The organism is Serratia sp. GW822-FHT06D09 (assembly GCF_058799515.1).
Genome location: NZ_JBXALO010000001.1, coordinates 663,676 through 678,011, shown reverse-complemented (window position 1 = coordinate 678,011; position 14,336 = coordinate 663,676). Strand labels below are relative to the sequence as shown.

14 protein-coding genes are annotated in these 14,336 nt (G+C 55.6%); 4 read left to right on the top strand and 10 right to left on the bottom strand.

What is annotated here, in order from left to right; genetic code table 11:
- The first annotated feature begins 235 nt into the window (after nt 1-235).
- Nucleotides 236-1,765, top strand: coding sequence for a Re/Si-specific NAD(P)(+) transhydrogenase subunit alpha (gene pntA / locus AC1RKG_RS03090; RefSeq protein ID WP_044551475.1), 1,530 nt, complete (start codon nt 236-238; stop codon nt 1,763-1,765).
- A 10-nt stretch (nt 1,766-1,775) separates the two neighbouring features.
- Nucleotides 1,776-3,170, top strand: coding sequence for a Re/Si-specific NAD(P)(+) transhydrogenase subunit beta (gene pntB, locus AC1RKG_RS03085; protein ID WP_041414583.1), 1,395 nt, complete (start codon nt 1,776-1,778; stop codon nt 3,168-3,170).
- Nucleotides 3,171-3,223: 53 nt separating this feature from the next.
- Here pntB and uspE read toward each other — a convergent pair whose 3' ends face one another.
- Together uspE and fnr are read right to left on the bottom strand one after the other, a co-directional pair.
- The gene (gene uspE / locus AC1RKG_RS03080) at nt 3,224-4,186 is read right to left on the bottom strand and encodes a universal stress protein UspE (protein ID WP_020827051.1); all 963 of its coding nucleotides are present in this window, start codon (nt 4,184-4,186) and stop codon (nt 3,224-3,226) included.
- A 127-nt stretch (nt 4,187-4,313) separates the two neighbouring features.
- Nucleotides 4,314-5,078, bottom strand: coding sequence for a fumarate/nitrate reduction transcriptional regulator Fnr (gene fnr / locus AC1RKG_RS03075; RefSeq protein WP_012145310.1), 765 nt, complete (start codon nt 5,076-5,078; stop codon nt 4,314-4,316).
- A gap of 407 nt (nt 5,079-5,485) precedes the next feature.
- Between fnr and AC1RKG_RS03070 the strand changes: the two genes are divergently transcribed.
- On the top strand, nt 5,486-5,833 hold the full coding sequence (locus AC1RKG_RS03070; RefSeq protein WP_236591410.1) for a hypothetical protein: 348 nt from the start codon (nt 5,486-5,488) through the stop codon (nt 5,831-5,833).
- 18 nt (nt 5,834-5,851) lie between these two features.
- Nucleotides 5,852-6,388, top strand: a complete 537-nt coding sequence (locus AC1RKG_RS03065) for a glycine zipper family protein (protein ID WP_261286922.1) — start codon at nt 5,852-5,854, stop codon at nt 6,386-6,388.
- Between the two features lie 50 nt (nt 6,389-6,438).
- Here the strand turns inward: AC1RKG_RS03065 and ogt are convergent, their stop codons facing one another.
- From ogt to AC1RKG_RS03025, 8 genes are all read right to left on the bottom strand, one after another.
- Nucleotides 6,439-6,963, bottom strand: a complete 525-nt coding sequence (ogt, locus tag AC1RKG_RS03060; RefSeq protein WP_046373441.1) for a methylated-DNA--[protein]-cysteine S-methyltransferase — start codon at nt 6,961-6,963, stop codon at nt 6,439-6,441.
- Nucleotides 6,964-7,174: 211 nt separating this feature from the next.
- A complete protein-coding gene (locus AC1RKG_RS03055; protein ID WP_122079457.1) occupies nt 7,175-7,486 on the bottom strand; it encodes a YmdA family protein in 312 nt (103 codons plus the stop codon).
- 326 nt (nt 7,487-7,812) lie between these two features.
- Nucleotides 7,813-8,667 (bottom strand): tagatose bisphosphate family class II aldolase, encoded by an 855-nt coding sequence (locus AC1RKG_RS03050; protein ID WP_420283390.1) that lies wholly within the window; start codon nt 8,665-8,667, stop codon nt 7,813-7,815.
- A 9-nt stretch (nt 8,668-8,676) separates the two neighbouring features.
- Nucleotides 8,677-9,843 carry an SIS domain-containing protein gene (locus AC1RKG_RS03045; protein ID WP_020827047.1) on the bottom strand — a complete coding sequence of 389 codons (1,167 nt, stop codon included), beginning with the start codon at nt 9,841-9,843 and terminating at the stop codon, nt 8,677-8,679.
- A 26-nt stretch (nt 9,844-9,869) separates the two neighbouring features.
- On the bottom strand, nt 9,870-10,640 hold the full coding sequence (gene agaR, locus AC1RKG_RS03040) for a transcriptional repressor AgaR (RefSeq protein WP_046373443.1): 771 nt from the start codon (nt 10,638-10,640) through the stop codon (nt 9,870-9,872).
- Between the two features lie 332 nt (nt 10,641-10,972).
- Nucleotides 10,973-11,881: an ROK family protein gene (locus AC1RKG_RS03035; protein WP_130015834.1), complete on the bottom strand. Its 909-nt coding sequence runs from the start codon at nt 11,879-11,881 to the stop codon at nt 10,973-10,975.
- A gap of 18 nt (nt 11,882-11,899) precedes the next feature.
- Entirely contained in the window at nt 11,900-13,183 is a 1,284-nt protein-coding gene (locus AC1RKG_RS03030) for a Gfo/Idh/MocA family protein (RefSeq protein ID WP_130015809.1), read from the bottom strand.
- Nucleotides 13,184-13,202: 19 nt separating this feature from the next.
- The gene (locus tag AC1RKG_RS03025; protein ID WP_044551450.1) at nt 13,203-14,315 is read right to left on the bottom strand and encodes an ABC transporter ATP-binding protein; all 1,113 of its coding nucleotides are present in this window, start codon (nt 14,313-14,315) and stop codon (nt 13,203-13,205) included.
- Nucleotides 14,316-14,336: the final 21 nt, after the last annotated feature.

Genomic DNA, 14,336 nt, shown 5'->3' with positions numbered 1-14,336 from the left:
TTCCAACGGGCTTTTTAACTTTAAATTGCGATTTGTCATGTCGTTAGCTGGGTTTTTATGTAAAAACAGACCTGAATGCGTAAGCAATTATGGATCATCGATCATATTTTCAGTAGGTTATAGATGGTGCCTTAATTCGATGCCGACAAGCGTAAGCAAAGGCCTGTCAGCCGGCGCCATCGCTATGGGCAGGACGATAATAAACATCATCAAAGACAGGTGAGAAGGGAACATTATGCGTATTGGTGTACCAAGAGAACGGTTGGCCAATGAAGCCCGGGTCGCAGCAACGCCGAAAACGGTGGAACAACTGCTGAAGCTGGGCTTTACCGTCGCGATTGAAAGCGGGGCGGGTAAACTGGCAAGTTTTGACGATGGCGCGTATCAAGCCGCTGGGGCTGAGATCGCCGACACTGCCGATGTCTGGCAGTCGGATCTGATTTTGAAAGTTAACGCGCCGCTTGAGGACGAGATCGCGTTAATGCGTGAGGGCAGCACCCTGGTCAGCTTTATCTGGCCGGCGCAAAACCCTGAACTGATTGCGAAGCTGGCCGAACGCAACGTCACCGCGATGGCAATGGACTCGGTGCCGCGCATCTCACGCGCACAGTCTATGGACGCGCTGAGTTCTATGGCGAATATCGCCGGCTACCGGGCGATTGTTGAAGCCGCGCATGAGTTTGGCCGCTTCTTTACCGGTCAGATCACCGCTGCGGGCAAGGTTCCACCGGCCAAGGTGATGATCATCGGTGCCGGCGTCGCCGGGTTGGCAGCCATCGGTGCTGCCGGCAGCCTGGGAGCCATTGTTCGCGCCTTCGACACTCGCCCTGAAGTCAAAGAGCAGGTGCAGAGCATGGGCGCGGAATTCCTCGAGTTGGATTTCGAGGAAGAAGCGGGTAGCGGCGACGGCTACGCCAAAGTGATGTCCGAAGCCTTTATCAAAGCAGAGATGGCGCTGTTCGCTGCTCAGGCGGCGGAGGTTGACATTATCGTCACCACGGCGCTGATCCCGGGCAAACCGGCGCCGAAGCTGATTACCAAAGAAATGGTGGCTTCGATGAAACCGGGCAGCGTGATCGTCGATCTGGCCGCACAAAACGGGGGTAACTGCGAGCTGACCGTGGCCGACCGCGTGACCGTTACCGATAACGGCGTGAAAATCATTGGCTATACCGATCTGCCAAGCCGTTTGCCGACTCAATCCTCGCAGCTTTACGGTACCAACCTGGTTAACCTGCTGAAGCTGCTGTCGAAAGAGAAAAATGGCGAAATTGACGTCGACTTCGAAGACACCGTGATCCGCGGCGTGACCGTGGTGCGCAGTGGCGAAGTCACCTGGCCGGCACCGCCAATCCAGGTTTCTGCCCAGCCGAAACAGGCGCAGGCGGCGGCCCCGGTCGCCAAGCCGGAGGCAAAACCGGTATCACCTTGGCTGAAATATGGCCTGATGGCGTTGGCGATTATTCTGTTTGGCTGGTTGGCCGACGCCGCGCCGAAAGAGTTCCTGTCTCACTTTACCGTGTTTGCGCTGGCCTGCGTGGTGGGTTACTACGTGGTGTGGAACGTCAGCCATGCATTGCATACCCCGTTGATGTCGGTCACCAATGCGATCTCAGGGATTATCGTGGTCGGTGCGTTATTGCAGATTGGCCACGGCGGTTGGGTGAGTTTCCTCTCCTTCATCGCCGTGCTGATCGCCAGCATCAACATTTTTGGTGGATTCACCGTCACTCAGCGCATGCTGAAGATGTTCCGCAAGAACTAAGGGGTAGCACATGTCTGGAGGATTAGTTACAGCTGCATACATTGTTGCCGCTATTTTGTTTATCTGCAGCCTGGCGGGTTTATCGCGCCATGAAACGTCCAAGCGGGGCAATCTGTTTGGTATCGCAGGGATGGCGATTGCGCTGATCGCCACCATTCTCGGGCCGGATTCCGGCAACGTGGGCTGGATCATCATCGCGATGATTATCGGCGGTTCTATTGGGGTCTATCTGGCGAAGAAGGTCGAAATGACCGAAATGCCAGAGCTGGTGGCGGTACTGCACAGCTTTGTCGGCCTGGCGGCGGTACTGGTGGGCTTAAACAGCTATCTGGATCACGGTGCGCCGATGGAACCGGTGATGGAAAACATCCATCTGACCGAAGTGTTCCTCGGTATCTTTATCGGTGCGGTGACCTTCACAGGTTCGATTGTCGCCTTTGGTAAGCTGCGCGGTATCATCTCGTCCAAACCTTTGGCGCTGCCAAATCGCCACAAAATGAATTTGGCGGCCCTGGTCGTCTCCTTCCTGCTGCTGGTGGTGTTTGTTCGTGCCGACAGCGTGGGCTGGCAGGCAGTGGCATTGGTGCTGATGACCGCTATCGCGTTGGCGTTTGGCTGGCATCTGGTGGCTTCCATCGGCGGGGCAGATATGCCGGTGGTGGTGTCGATGCTCAACTCCTATTCGGGCTGGGCAGCGGCAGCGGCGGGCTTCATGCTGAGCAACGATCTGCTGATCGTGACCGGGGCACTGGTAGGCTCTTCGGGTGCCATCCTGTCTTACATTATGTGTAAGGCGATGAACCGTTCGTTTATCAGCGTAATCGCCGGCGGCTTCGGTACCGACGGTTCTTCGACCGGTAATGCGGAAGAAATGGGTGAGTATCGCGAAACGACCGCGGAAGAAGTTGCCGAGCAGTTGAAGAACTCCACTTCGGTGATCATCACCCCAGGCTATGGCATGGCGGTCGCTCAGGCGCAGTATCCGGTGGCGGAAATCACCGAGAAACTGCGCGCGCGTGGCATCAAAGTACGTTTCGGTATCCACCCGGTTGCCGGGCGTTTGCCTGGCCACATGAACGTACTGCTGGCTGAAGCCAAGGTGCCTTACGACGTGGTGTTGGAAATGGATGAAATCAACGAAGATTTCCCTGATACCGACACCGTGTTGGTGATTGGCGCTAACGATACGGTGAACCCTGCCGCGCTGGAAGATCCACGTAGCCCGATCGCCGGCATGCCGGTACTGGAAGTGTGGAAGGCGCAGAATGTGATTGCCTTCAAGCGTTCGATGAACACCGGTTACGCCGGCGTCCAGAACCCGCTGTTCTTCAAGGAGAACACCCAGATGCTGTTTGGTGACGCCAAAGAGAGTGTGGAAGCGATTCTGCGTGCGCTACAGGCGTAACGCGCAGGCAAATAAAAACGGGCCCTTGGGCCCGTTTTTTTATGCGTCAAACATCAGTCTTCGTCGTCGTGCTCATCATCTTCGTCAACTTCGATCGGACAGTTGAAGTTTTCTGGCTTGATCACCAGCAGGTCACATTTCAGATGGTCGATCACATGTTCGGCGGTATTGCCGATAAACGCCGCCGAGATGCCGGTACGGCCCAAGGTACCCAATACCACGACGCCCGCCTGCAGGTGCTCAGCCAGGTCGGGGATTACCTCTTCCGGCAGGCCTTTTTCAACGTGGGTGAACTCTTCGTTAATGCCGAATTTCTGTCTTAACGCCTTCATGGCAATCAGATGCTGTCCGCGGATGGCATCGTTATATACGCTGGGGTCAAAATCAGGCAGCTCAATGGCGATATTGATGGGGGTGACGGGGTAAGCGCCGACCAGATGCACTTCCGTTTGGTTGACGTTATGCGCCAACTCAACGGTCTCCTGCACCAGTTTGATGTTCAAGGGATCGTGATAGGGTTCTTCACTGGCCAGGTTAACCGCAACCACCGCTTTACTGCCTTCAGGCCAGGGCTGATCTTTGACCATCCACACCGGGCACGGGCATTTGCGTAACAGATGCCAATCGGTTGGGGTGAAAATGACGGATTCAAGACGGTCGTGTTGGTGCGCCATTTTCAGCAGCAGATCGTGCTTACCGGCGATCACTTCCTGAATAATCGCCTCATAAGGGCGGTTATGCCAGACCACTTTGATTTCAATGGGCACGCCTTCGTCGAGATAAAAACGACATTGCTCGGTGATCCAAGCGGCGCGTTGACTGATAACGCCTTGCCGCATTGCCGTTCTTTCGTCCGGCGAGAGCAGAGTCGTCATCTCGTAAGAGAAGTCATAAATAGGCAGGAAGGCCTTAATGCGCCCGCCATTGCGTTTTATCAGGTATACCGCCCGGCGCAGCGCCGGCTGGTCGTCCTGATTGGGGTCAATAGCCACCAGAAGATTCTGATACTTCGCCATAGGGCCTCCTTACAGCTGAAAATCAACAGTCTGTCAATTTACAGAGTAACCCAACATTGAAAAACAGAACAGCGGCAGAGGTGTGCTGGGTCAATAATTCTGTCGAATGATTAACCCAGCATAGGGATCAGGCGTTTACGGTGACGTTAATGCGTGGCGTGCCGGCCAGCACAGACAGGGCATCGACGTTTTCGATGGTGATGTATTTGCCTTTAACGCTGAGAATTTCGCTTTTTTGGAAACGGCCCAGCAGGCGACTGATGGTTTCAACCGTCAGGCCGAGGTAGTTGCCGATATCGCCGCGGGTCATGGTCAGGCGGAACTCGCGCGGTGAGAAACCCCGCTCCGCAAAGCGGCGCGACAGGTTGTAGACGAATGCCGCCAGACGCTCTTCGGCATTCTTCTTCGACAACAGCAGGATCATGTCCTGGTCACCTTTAATCTCGCCGCTCATCAGACGCATGATCTGTTGGCGCAGATTAGGCATTTTACCGGACAGGTCATCCAACGTTTCGAATGGGATTTCGCATACCATCGAGGTTTCCAACGCCTGAGCGAAGCTTGGGTGCTTCAGACCGCCGATAGCATCAAAACCGACCAGATCGCCCGCCAGATGGAAGCCGGTGATTTGCTCGTCACCCTGTTCGGTAATGGTGTAACTCTTGATGGTCCCGGAGCGGATAGCGTACAGCGATTTCAGTTCATCGCCGGCCTTGAACAGGGTCTGGCCCTTCTGGATAGGCTTTTTCCTTTCGATAATGTTGTCGAGCTGGTCCAACTCGTGCGCATTAAGAGTAAAAGGAATACACAGCTGGCTGATACTGCAATCCTGACAATGGATCGCACAACCACCAGACTGGATACGACGAATCACGCGTTTTTCCGGGATCATAGATTACGCTCATTCAATAATTGATATGCGTCAATTTTAACATCTTTTCCGGCAGGTGATAAGGGTAGCATTAATAAGAACGGGGGCATTCTGTGCGAATATTAAGCAGGCTTGCAGCCGATTGTTCTGTAGCTGGCTGAAATATTTCGATTTATTTGCTAGTTACGCCAAGGGACGGTCGACGCGCTTGGTTCTCCGTATCCGCAAGAAATGCGGGGTAGCGTAGCGTATTTTTCAGTAAGCAGCATTTAACCCTGCCTTTTGAGCGCCTTTTTGCGTATCCAGACCAATATTTGTACACATTTGTTGGCGAAAACCGATCGCATTCATCCCAATCTTTGCCGCAGAGAACTCCCAGACGAGCGTTATCTTGTTATTGGGTGAGGTGACCATTGGTTGAGGAGTCAATGATGAAAAAGGTCATGTTGTTAATGCTGGCAACAGGGGCATTGATGGCGGCAAGTACGGCCTCGTTTGCACACGGCTACTATGGCCATGGCTATTACGGCCATGGCTATTATGGGCACGGTTATTATGGCCCGCGGGTAGTAATAGGTATCCCCTGGGGGCCACCGCCGGTCTATTATGCTCCGCCACCGGTGGTCTACGTGGCACCGTCACCGCCACAGAATTACATAGAAAGGGCCCCAGCCTACGCATATTACTGCCGACGTCCGGCAGGTTACTACCCGCAGGTGGCGCGTTGTCCTGACGGCTGGATGAAAGTGGTGCCAGACAGCTCGGCGTCCCGGTAAATCTGAGGCGGATCGGTGATGAAATTACTCCCTGTTTTTACTTTACTGGCTTTGGTATCAGGGCTGTGCGGTTGCGTGACGCCGCCTGCTGGACCGGAAGTGATGAGCTTGCCGGGTACCGGCAAGAGCTATGAACAATTCAACCGTGATGAGGCGTTGTGCCGCGGCTATGCACAGAACAGCGTAGGAAACGGTGCTCAGACGGCGAATGACAGCGCGGCTGGCACCGCCGCCGCCGGCACGGTGGTTGGCGCGGCAGCAGGGGCGTTGATCGGCGCGGTATCCGGAGATGCTGGACCTGGTGCGCTTATTGGTGCCGGCGGCGGATTGCTGGTGGGCAGTTCAATGGCCGGAAGTTCGGCCTCGGGCAGTAGCGCCGATTTGCAGGATCGCTACGACAGGGTTTACAGCCAGTGTATGTATGCCAAAGGCAATAAGGTACCAGTGGGTTACGGTTACACCTCTGAGGATGTACAGCCTGCATCAACTATACCGCCGGACTACGTTCCCTCGGCGCCGGATAGCGGGGTCCCGCCGGACTATGCTCCTCATTAATAAGCCACCGGATTAGCCCATAGTGAGCTGCGCTATTCCGGTGGGTTGAATTAAAGCAGATCGTTTTGCAGGTAGCCTTCGTGTTTCAACAGCCACTGTTTACGCTGAACGCCACCGGCATAGCCGGTCAATGCGCCCTGTGAGCCAATCACCCGATGGCAGGGCACTACGATGCTGATGGGGTTGGAGCCGTTGGCCATCCCCACCGCACGGGACGCCGTTGGGCGCCCAATACGCTTAGCAAGTTCACCGTAGGTGATGATCTCGCCGCACGGGATCTGGCGCAGTTGCTGCCAGACACTGCGCTGGAACTCAGTGCCGGCCGTCATGACCGGCAGATCGTTGATCACATCCAGTTCACCGGAAAAATAGCGCTGCATGGCATCGGTCAGACCACCGGGGTTAGCCTTGTCCACCAGTTGAAAACGATCGGCTCGGTAATGGGTATTCAGCAGCTTCATCAGGCGGGTTTCGTGTTCCGTCCAGTCGATAGCGCGCAAGCGGTCCTGCTCATCGGCAATCAACACCAGCTCACCCACCGGCGTCGCCATACGATCAATAAAAAAAGTCTGCATTTTGATCACTCCTCTCGTTTGATGGGCAGATTATTGCACGAAACCAGGCGGGACGATGGCGGATTCCGGACATGAAGATGGGCAACCTCAGGTTGCCCATACTGACGACTGAAAAATGAGTGGGGTACAAAGGGGCTTATTTATAAAATAAATTTATAATATATCAATAATGTTTATCACACCAAGCAGGGTTAACAATAAAATGCCCCCATTACTTATAGCTGATGGTGATGTTCTTCAACCGGTCGTTATTATTAATTATCTCGGTGGTCACGTTGGAAACTAATTCTGGTGGCATATTGTTCAATGAGCTAGTGATAGGGCGTTGACCCTGAGCCGATATCAAACCTGAACAGCGAGAAATGGTTTCTTCATTTCTATGTTGGATAGTACAGGCCGGTGAGGTGATCTCGCCGATAAAGCGTATAGTACCGGAAGCCACGTGGTGACTGGTTCGTTGAGCAGCCTGCAGGGTTGCGGGTAGCAGGGCCAATAGCATCAATGCCATGAGAGAATGGTTCATTATTAATTCCTTTTTAAAAATGAAACAGGAAAATAAAACAGTCCAATTAAACAAAAATCAATCAGGCAAGTTGATGATCGCCAAAAATCGAATTAGTCGCGCCCTCCTTGTAGAATGGTTTATATACTATTCTTAATATTTAGTCTTGATGGATTTGATAATAGGGAGGGGGGGCTGGCAAAACCATGATTTAGATCATAGTGAAGTCGGCTTAATGAATGACGAGGGAGTATGGCGGTTTTACTGTGAAGCGCATCACGTTAAAAAATGCGGAGTGGCCGCAGTTGAAACTGAAACTACGGCCAAACGTGGTGATTTATGCTGAGTTACAGCATGCCGCTGCTGCCGCAGATACGGATTTTCTCTGCCACCACTTCTTTCATCGCCAGCTTGCCGGGCACGATGTATTTACGCGGATCGTTGGCATCGGGATGTTGTGAAAAATAGTTTTTCACCGCGTCGGCAAAAGCGATTTTTAGCTCAGTGGCGACGTTGACCTTGCACACCCCTAGAGAAATGGCGCGTTTCACCATGGCTTCTGGAATACCGGATGCGCCGTGCAGTACCAGTGGAATGTCGACCTGCTCGCGGATTAGCGCCAGGCGGTCGAAGTCCAGCTTGGGTTCGCCGTGGTACAGCCCGTGAGCCGATCCGATGGCTACCGCCAGCGAATCGATGCCGGTAGCGGTGACAAACTCGCGCGCGGCGGCCGGATCGGTGAAGAAGCTGTCGGTGGAGTCGACAATCAGGTCATCCTCCTGGCCCCCGAGGCGGCCCAATTCTGCCTCAACGCTGGCGCCGTAGCGATGGCACAATGCGACGGCCTCAGCCACTTTGGCGATGTTCTGTTCGAACGGCAGATGTGAGCCGTCGATCATCACCGAACGAATGCCGCTTTTGACCTTGTATTCGATATCGTCCATCTCTTCGTGATGGTCCAGATGCAGCGCTAACGGCAGATCGTAACGGCGTGCGGCCGCCTGGCAGATACCGATCAAATAGTCGGTGCCGGCATAGCTGAAGGTGCCGGGCGTGCCGGCCATGATCACCGGCGAGCGCAATTCGGCGGCGGTCTCCGCCACCACCTGCACGGTTTCCAGATTATGGACGTTGAACGCCGGTACGGCATAACCCTGGCGTTGTGCTTTTTGCAGCATTTCCCGGTTGGATATCAGGTACATAGAGATTCCTTACGCCACAGAAGACGGATAACGGTAAATGGTGACGCCTTTAACCACCCGGTTAACTTCACCGGTCGGGCATGGGTTGTCCGGCGTCATGCCAAGCGCCAGCGAGCTTTCAAAGGCCAGCATTTGGGTGAATAACAGGTAAGGGAACAGCAGCCAGACGTCGTCTTCGGCGTGGTGCAGGTTCAGCATCATGTCCGATACCGGCTGCGCACTGCCGGTCAAGCCGACCATCTGCATCGCCAGACCATCGCGATGCAGTTCGTTCCACAAATCGCGATCGTATTGGCGGGCGTAGTCACCGCTGGAGAACATCAGCAGCACCAGCGTTTGATCATCGACCATAAATTTGGGCCCATGGCGCAGGCCAAGCGGTGAGTCGTAGCGGGTGACAATCTGCCCGGCGGTCAGTTCCAGCATTTTCAACGAAGCCTCTTCCGCCAGCCCGGTGAAACAACTGCCGCCCAGCGTGATGTAGCGTCGAAAACCGCTGGCCGCGAACGCTTTTACCTGTGGTTGCAGCGTTTCACGCAGTTCGCGGCAGCGCGCCACCATGGTCGCGAGTGGGCGTTGGGCCTCGGAAAGGGAGTGCGGTCCGAGCAACAGCGCGGCGGACAGCATCATGCAGCTGAAACTGGAAGTCATGGCGAAGCTTTGATCGTTGGAGCCTTGCGGCATCACTAACGAACAGACGTTCTCGCGCTGATGGGCATAGTGCGCCAATTGGCTGTCCGGGTTACAAACCAGCATCAGGTGATAACTTTCCGGCAGCAGTTGGTCGGCCAGTTCGACTGTCGCGACACTTTCCGGGCTGTTGCCGGAACGGGCAAAAGAAACCAGCAGGGTTGGGCGCGTCAGATCCAGATATTGGTGTGGGTTGGCGACGATATCGGTGGTGCCATAGGCCACCACGTCACGACCGGTTTTTTCACGTAGCCAGGGCGCTAACGCGCGGCCGGCGAAGGCCGAGCTGCCCGCACCGCACAGCACAATCTGCAGGCGAGGATTGGCCAACAGCGGTGCTAGGAAAGGTTGCCACAAGGCTTGTTGCTCCTGCAGCTGTCGGTGCAGGGCGTCCCATAAATCAGGCTGTTGCCAGATCTCACGTGCGGTATGCAGCGCATGCCGTTGTTCCAGCCAGCCCGCATCGTAAGCAAAATAACCGTTCATGTTGAAAACTCCTTGAAAAGCCTCGGTTAACGGTCGGCGATAATCACGTCGACACCTAAATGGTTCAGCGCATGCAGGTAGTTTTCCGGGATGCGGCTGTCGGTGACCAAACGCTGGATTTGGCCAATTTCACGGATCATGCAAAAGCTGGTGCGACCGAATTTGCTGGCGTCTGCAACGGCGATCACTTCGCGCGCTACGTCGCACATCGCGCGGTTGAGCTGCGCTTCACCAGGATCTGGCGTGGTGATGCCGCTGAGCAGGTCAAAACCGTCGACGCCGAGAAACAGCTTGTCGAAACGAAATTGCCGCATATGCTGCTCCGCCGCCGGGCCATACAGTGACCAGGATTTGCGCCGTACGCTGCCGCCCACCACCATCAGATCAACCTGTTCGTTGTTGGCCAGTTCGAACGCGATGTTCAGCGCATTGGTCATCACTACCAGGTCTTTCTTGCCGACCAGTTGCTGCGCCATCTGGCTGGTGGTGGAGCCGGAGTCGAGGATGATGGCATCGCCGTCGTTAACCAATTCCGCCGCGGCGCAGGCAATGGCGTATTTCACGTCGCGATTGATGCGGCCCTTGTCTTGCAGCGGGCGGTCGAAGGCAAACTGTTTATTGAGCATTGCGCCGCCGTAAGCGCGCACCGCACAGCCGCTTTTTTCCAGCTGGCGCAAATCGCTGCGGATGGTGACGCTGGAAACAGAAAACTGGGCGCTGAGTTGCTCGACGCGCACCGAGCCTTCGCGACAAAGCTGGTCGATAATTAATTCCCGTCGTTTTACGGTATTTATCATTAACGCGTGACTCCCGATTTAGCTGTAGTCATACCCTGCCGCGGCGCAATGCGTCGCAGCTAATCTGACAGGAGTGCTTTCAGTTGTTCGTGGCAAATTACAGCAAACGAAACAATGAAATGCAACCGATAAATTTATAAAAATCCATATGTATCAACTGGTTATATTTGTTTTTGCTTTCGATTGGTGATCAACCGAAAGCGGCCGAAAAATAAAGTGAAAAGCGGTAATTCGTTATTTATCAGGCGGCAACTCACCGCCTGAGGTAATTTGTCGAAAGCAGGATGAAAGCCACGACATTCATTTATTCCCGTTTGGCGTTTCACTGTTTTTTATTGCCAGCTTTGGCGTAATAATGCGGCCCCTCGTACGCCGCTGCTGTCACCGTGCACTGGCGGATAGACTGCCGCCGGTTCGGTACCCGGCAACAGCCAGGCGCTCATGGCCGGCGGTAGCAGGGCGTACAGCTCCCCGACGTTCGACAGTCCGCCGCCGAGCACGAAGGCGTCAACGTCCAGCAGCAATTGCAGCCCTGCCAGGGCGCTGGCCAGAATATCGACGTACATCGCTATCAGCCGCTGTGCCAGCGGATCTCCGTGCCGGTAATGGGCGATCAGCGCCGGTACGCTGTCGGCGCGATGGCCGAAATGACGGCTTAGCGCCAGCAGACCGCTGCCGGAAACGTAGCGTTCAAAACAACCGGTCAGGCCGCAGTTGCAGGTAAACAACGGTAAATCGTAACGCTGCGCCAACTGAGCAGAGATCGGCGTATGGCCCCATTCACCGGCCAGCCCGTTACGGCCCTTGTGCAATTGCTTGTTCATCACCAGCCCGCCGCCGGCACCGGTGCCGATAATGGCGCCGAAGACCAGCGCCAGATGCTCGGTTTGCGGCGTGCTGGCCTCGGAAAGGGCGAAGCAGCGACAGTCGTTTTCAACTTCAACCGGCCGCGCCAGTTCATGGGCCAAATCGTCCGCCAGGCAGTGCCCGGTGAGGCAGGGGACGTTAACCGCCAACTGCTTACGGCTGCGGGGATCGGTCACGCCCGGCAAGCCGATGCCGATGCTGCCCTGGGTGTGCAGTTCGCGATCGGCATGATCGACCAATTGCTGGATACAGGACAAAAATGCGCGGTAATCGCCGGTAGGCGTGCTCACCCGTTGGCACAGCACCTGCCGCAATTGGCGATCGTAGGCCGCCATTTCAATCTTGGTGCCGCCGATGTCGAAACCGTAACGCATCTGTGATATTTCCACGTTTCAGGCTCCACTCAGGGTAATTACCGCAGATTCTCGGCGTGCGCGTTCCGCAGCGAAGACCATCAGATGGCTTTCCAGCGTTTCCGCCGGTCCGGACAGCACCTGCGATGGATCGTTAGTGCGGATCGCGTCAATGAAATGCTGCATCAGGTAGTAGTCGCCGCCGCCGTGGCCGGACATGGCATGCAGATCGTCGGCTTCTTCGACGTCGTACACTTTTTCACTGTCGTCAACGAACGAAGTGATACGGATATAGCGACCGTCGCCCTCAAGGCAACCGTGGCTGCCGAAAATACGGGTTTTGCGATCTTCCAGTCGGGTAAAGGCGGTCATGGTGAAGGAGGCGGTGCGGCCACCGGCAAACTGCATATTGACCACCTGGTGATCGACCACGTTATTGTCGCAGCGGTAGACGCAGCGGCCATACTGACCGTCGCGCAGCGCCGCCTGCAGGTGTGATTGGCTGACCTCGGGCGTTAATACGCGCAGGAAGCCCGGCGTGGCCTTGTGATCGTCGCCAAGGTAAATACGCTTGGCGGAGTAAGGACAGCTGGCTTCCACGGCGCAGTCAAGGCAGTTGTCAGCCGCACCGGCAGGCTGGTTCTCCTGGCGAAAATGGCGTAAACCGCCGAACGAACTGATCTGTTCGCAGGGCAGTTCCATGATGTAACGGATCCAGTCAATGTCGTGACAGGACTTCTGCAGTAGCATAAAGGCGGCTTCATTGTCGTTGCGCCAGTTGCCGCGAACAAAGGAGTGTGCCTGATGCCAGTAGCCTACCGGTTCCAGATGCTGCAGGCTGACGATGTCGCCAATCACGTTATCGCGCAGCAGTTGCTTGAGTTTTTGGGTGTAGCGCGTGTAGCGCAGTACGTGGCCGACCGAGAAAATCAGCTTCTGACGTACCACCTCTTCAACGATGGTGCGACACTCGCTGGCTACCGGCGAAAGCGGTTTTTCCAACAGCATGGCATAACCCTGTTTGGCAAAGGCCAGCGCCGGTGCCAGGTGCAGGGTATCCTGGGTGCAGATCAGCACCGCATCGGCCAGTTTTCCGGCGTCGGCGGCTTGTTGCCAGTCGGTGAACACCTTATCCGCCGAAATGCCGTGCTGTTCGACGAACTGCTGCCGATAAATATCACGCGGTTCGGCTACCGCGACGACCTGCATTAAATCCGGATGCGCCAACGCGTAGCGCGAGTAAATTTCACCGCGTGCCCCGGCGCCAATCACCAGAACCTGAACCGGGCGACCGGCAAAACCATTTTGTTTAGCTGACGACATTGCTCGTTCTCCGATCTTGTTATTTGAGGTTTTGGCCGCTGATTTCATCAAACAGGTGCGCACGGGTCAGATCGAAAGCCAGATGGATCTGTTCTCCCAGACGTGGCTCCCAGTCTGGTTGCGACGCCATACGCAGCACAAAGCGCAGTTCAGCCAGTTCACAGTGCAGCAGCTCTTCGTTGCCCATGCGTTCGATGGTGACAATCTTCGCCGGGAAGCAGTTGCTGCTGCCGGGCGCACACAGCCGCAGAGACTCCGGACGGATGCCCAGACACACACGCGGGTGCGGATAACTTTCCAGCTGTTGTTGCAGCGCCGGCGGCAGTTCGAGCGGATATTCATTGCCGATGCGCAGCCCAATACCCTGTGCGCTACGAGTCACCGCCATGTCGTGCAGGTTCATCGACGGGCTGCCGATAAACTCGGCGACGAAGCGGTTAGCGGGCTGGTGGTAGAGGTTAATGGGTTTATCCACCTGCATAATGGCGCCACGGTTCATCACGCAGATGCGGTCGCCCATGGTCATCGCCTCCACCTGATCGTGGGTGACGTACACCATGGTGGCGGCGGCGCCTTCCTGTTTCAGTTGGTTATGCAGTTCGATCAGTTGGACGCGCATTGAGACGCGCAGCTTGGCGTCCAGATTGGAAAGCGGCTCGTCGAACAGAAACACCTTGGGTTTGCGCACGATGGCGCGGCCGACCGCCACGCGCTGGCACTGTCCGCCGGACAGCTGACCCGGTTTGCGCTGCAGCAGGTTGGTGATCTCCAGCTTTTCGGCGGCATCACGCACCCGACGGTCAATTTCGGCTTTGCTTTCCTTGCCGATCAGGCCGAACGCCATGTTCTTGTAGACCGTCATGTGCGGGTAAAGCGCATAGTTCTGGAACACCATGGCGATGCCGCGATCTTTTGGCATGGTGTCGTTGACGCAGCGATCGTGGATCAGGATCTGGCCTTCGCTGACGCTCTCCAACCCGGCGATCATGCGCAGCAGGGTAGATTTGGCGCAGCCGGACGGCCCGACGAAGACCATAAATTCGCCGTCTTTAATGTCCAGATCGACCCCGTGCAGCGCATTGAAACCGTTGGGGTATACCTTCTTCACATTGTTTAACTGAATACCGGCCATGTTATTTACCTTGTGTTCGCG

What these genes read in the sequence shown, in the direction of transcription:
- pntA (WP_044551475.1), top strand. Translation starts at nt 236, where the DNA reads ATGCGTATTGGTGTACCAAGAGAACGGTTGGCCAATGAAGCCCGGGTC.
- ogt (WP_046373441.1), bottom strand. Translation starts at nt 6,963, where the DNA reads ATGCAGACTTTTTTTATTGATCGTATGGCGACGCCGGTGGGTGAGCTG.
- AC1RKG_RS03070 (WP_236591410.1), top strand. Translation starts at nt 5,486, where the DNA reads ATGATGAAAAAGGTCATGTTGTTAATGCTGGCAACAGGGGCATTGATG.
- fnr (WP_012145310.1), bottom strand. Translation starts at nt 5,078, where the DNA reads ATGATCCCGGAAAAACGCGTGATTCGTCGTATCCAGTCTGGTGGTTGT.
- pntB (WP_041414583.1), top strand. Translation starts at nt 1,776, where the DNA reads ATGTCTGGAGGATTAGTTACAGCTGCATACATTGTTGCCGCTATTTTG.
- AC1RKG_RS03045 (WP_020827047.1), bottom strand. Translation starts at nt 9,843, where the DNA reads ATGAACGGTTATTTTGCTTACGATGCGGGCTGGCTGGAACAACGGCAT.
- uspE (WP_020827051.1), bottom strand. Translation starts at nt 4,186, where the DNA reads ATGGCGAAGTATCAGAATCTTCTGGTGGCTATTGACCCCAATCAGGAC.
- agaR (WP_046373443.1), bottom strand. Translation starts at nt 10,640, where the DNA reads ATGATAAATACCGTAAAACGACGGGAATTAATTATCGACCAGCTTTGT.
- AC1RKG_RS03055 (WP_122079457.1), bottom strand. Translation starts at nt 7,486, where the DNA reads ATGAACCATTCTCTCATGGCATTGATGCTATTGGCCCTGCTACCCGCA.
- AC1RKG_RS03030 (WP_130015809.1), bottom strand. Translation starts at nt 13,183, where the DNA reads ATGTCGTCAGCTAAACAAAATGGTTTTGCCGGTCGCCCGGTTCAGGTT.
- AC1RKG_RS03050 (WP_420283390.1), bottom strand. Translation starts at nt 8,667, where the DNA reads ATGTACCTGATATCCAACCGGGAAATGCTGCAAAAAGCACAACGCCAG.
- AC1RKG_RS03035 (WP_130015834.1), bottom strand. Translation starts at nt 11,881, where the DNA reads ATGCGTTACGGTTTCGACATCGGCGGCACCAAGATTGAAATGGCGGCC.
- AC1RKG_RS03065 (WP_261286922.1), top strand. Translation starts at nt 5,852, where the DNA reads ATGAAATTACTCCCTGTTTTTACTTTACTGGCTTTGGTATCAGGGCTG.
- AC1RKG_RS03025 (WP_044551450.1), bottom strand. Translation starts at nt 14,315, where the DNA reads ATGGCCGGTATTCAGTTAAACAATGTGAAGAAGGTATACCCCAACGGT.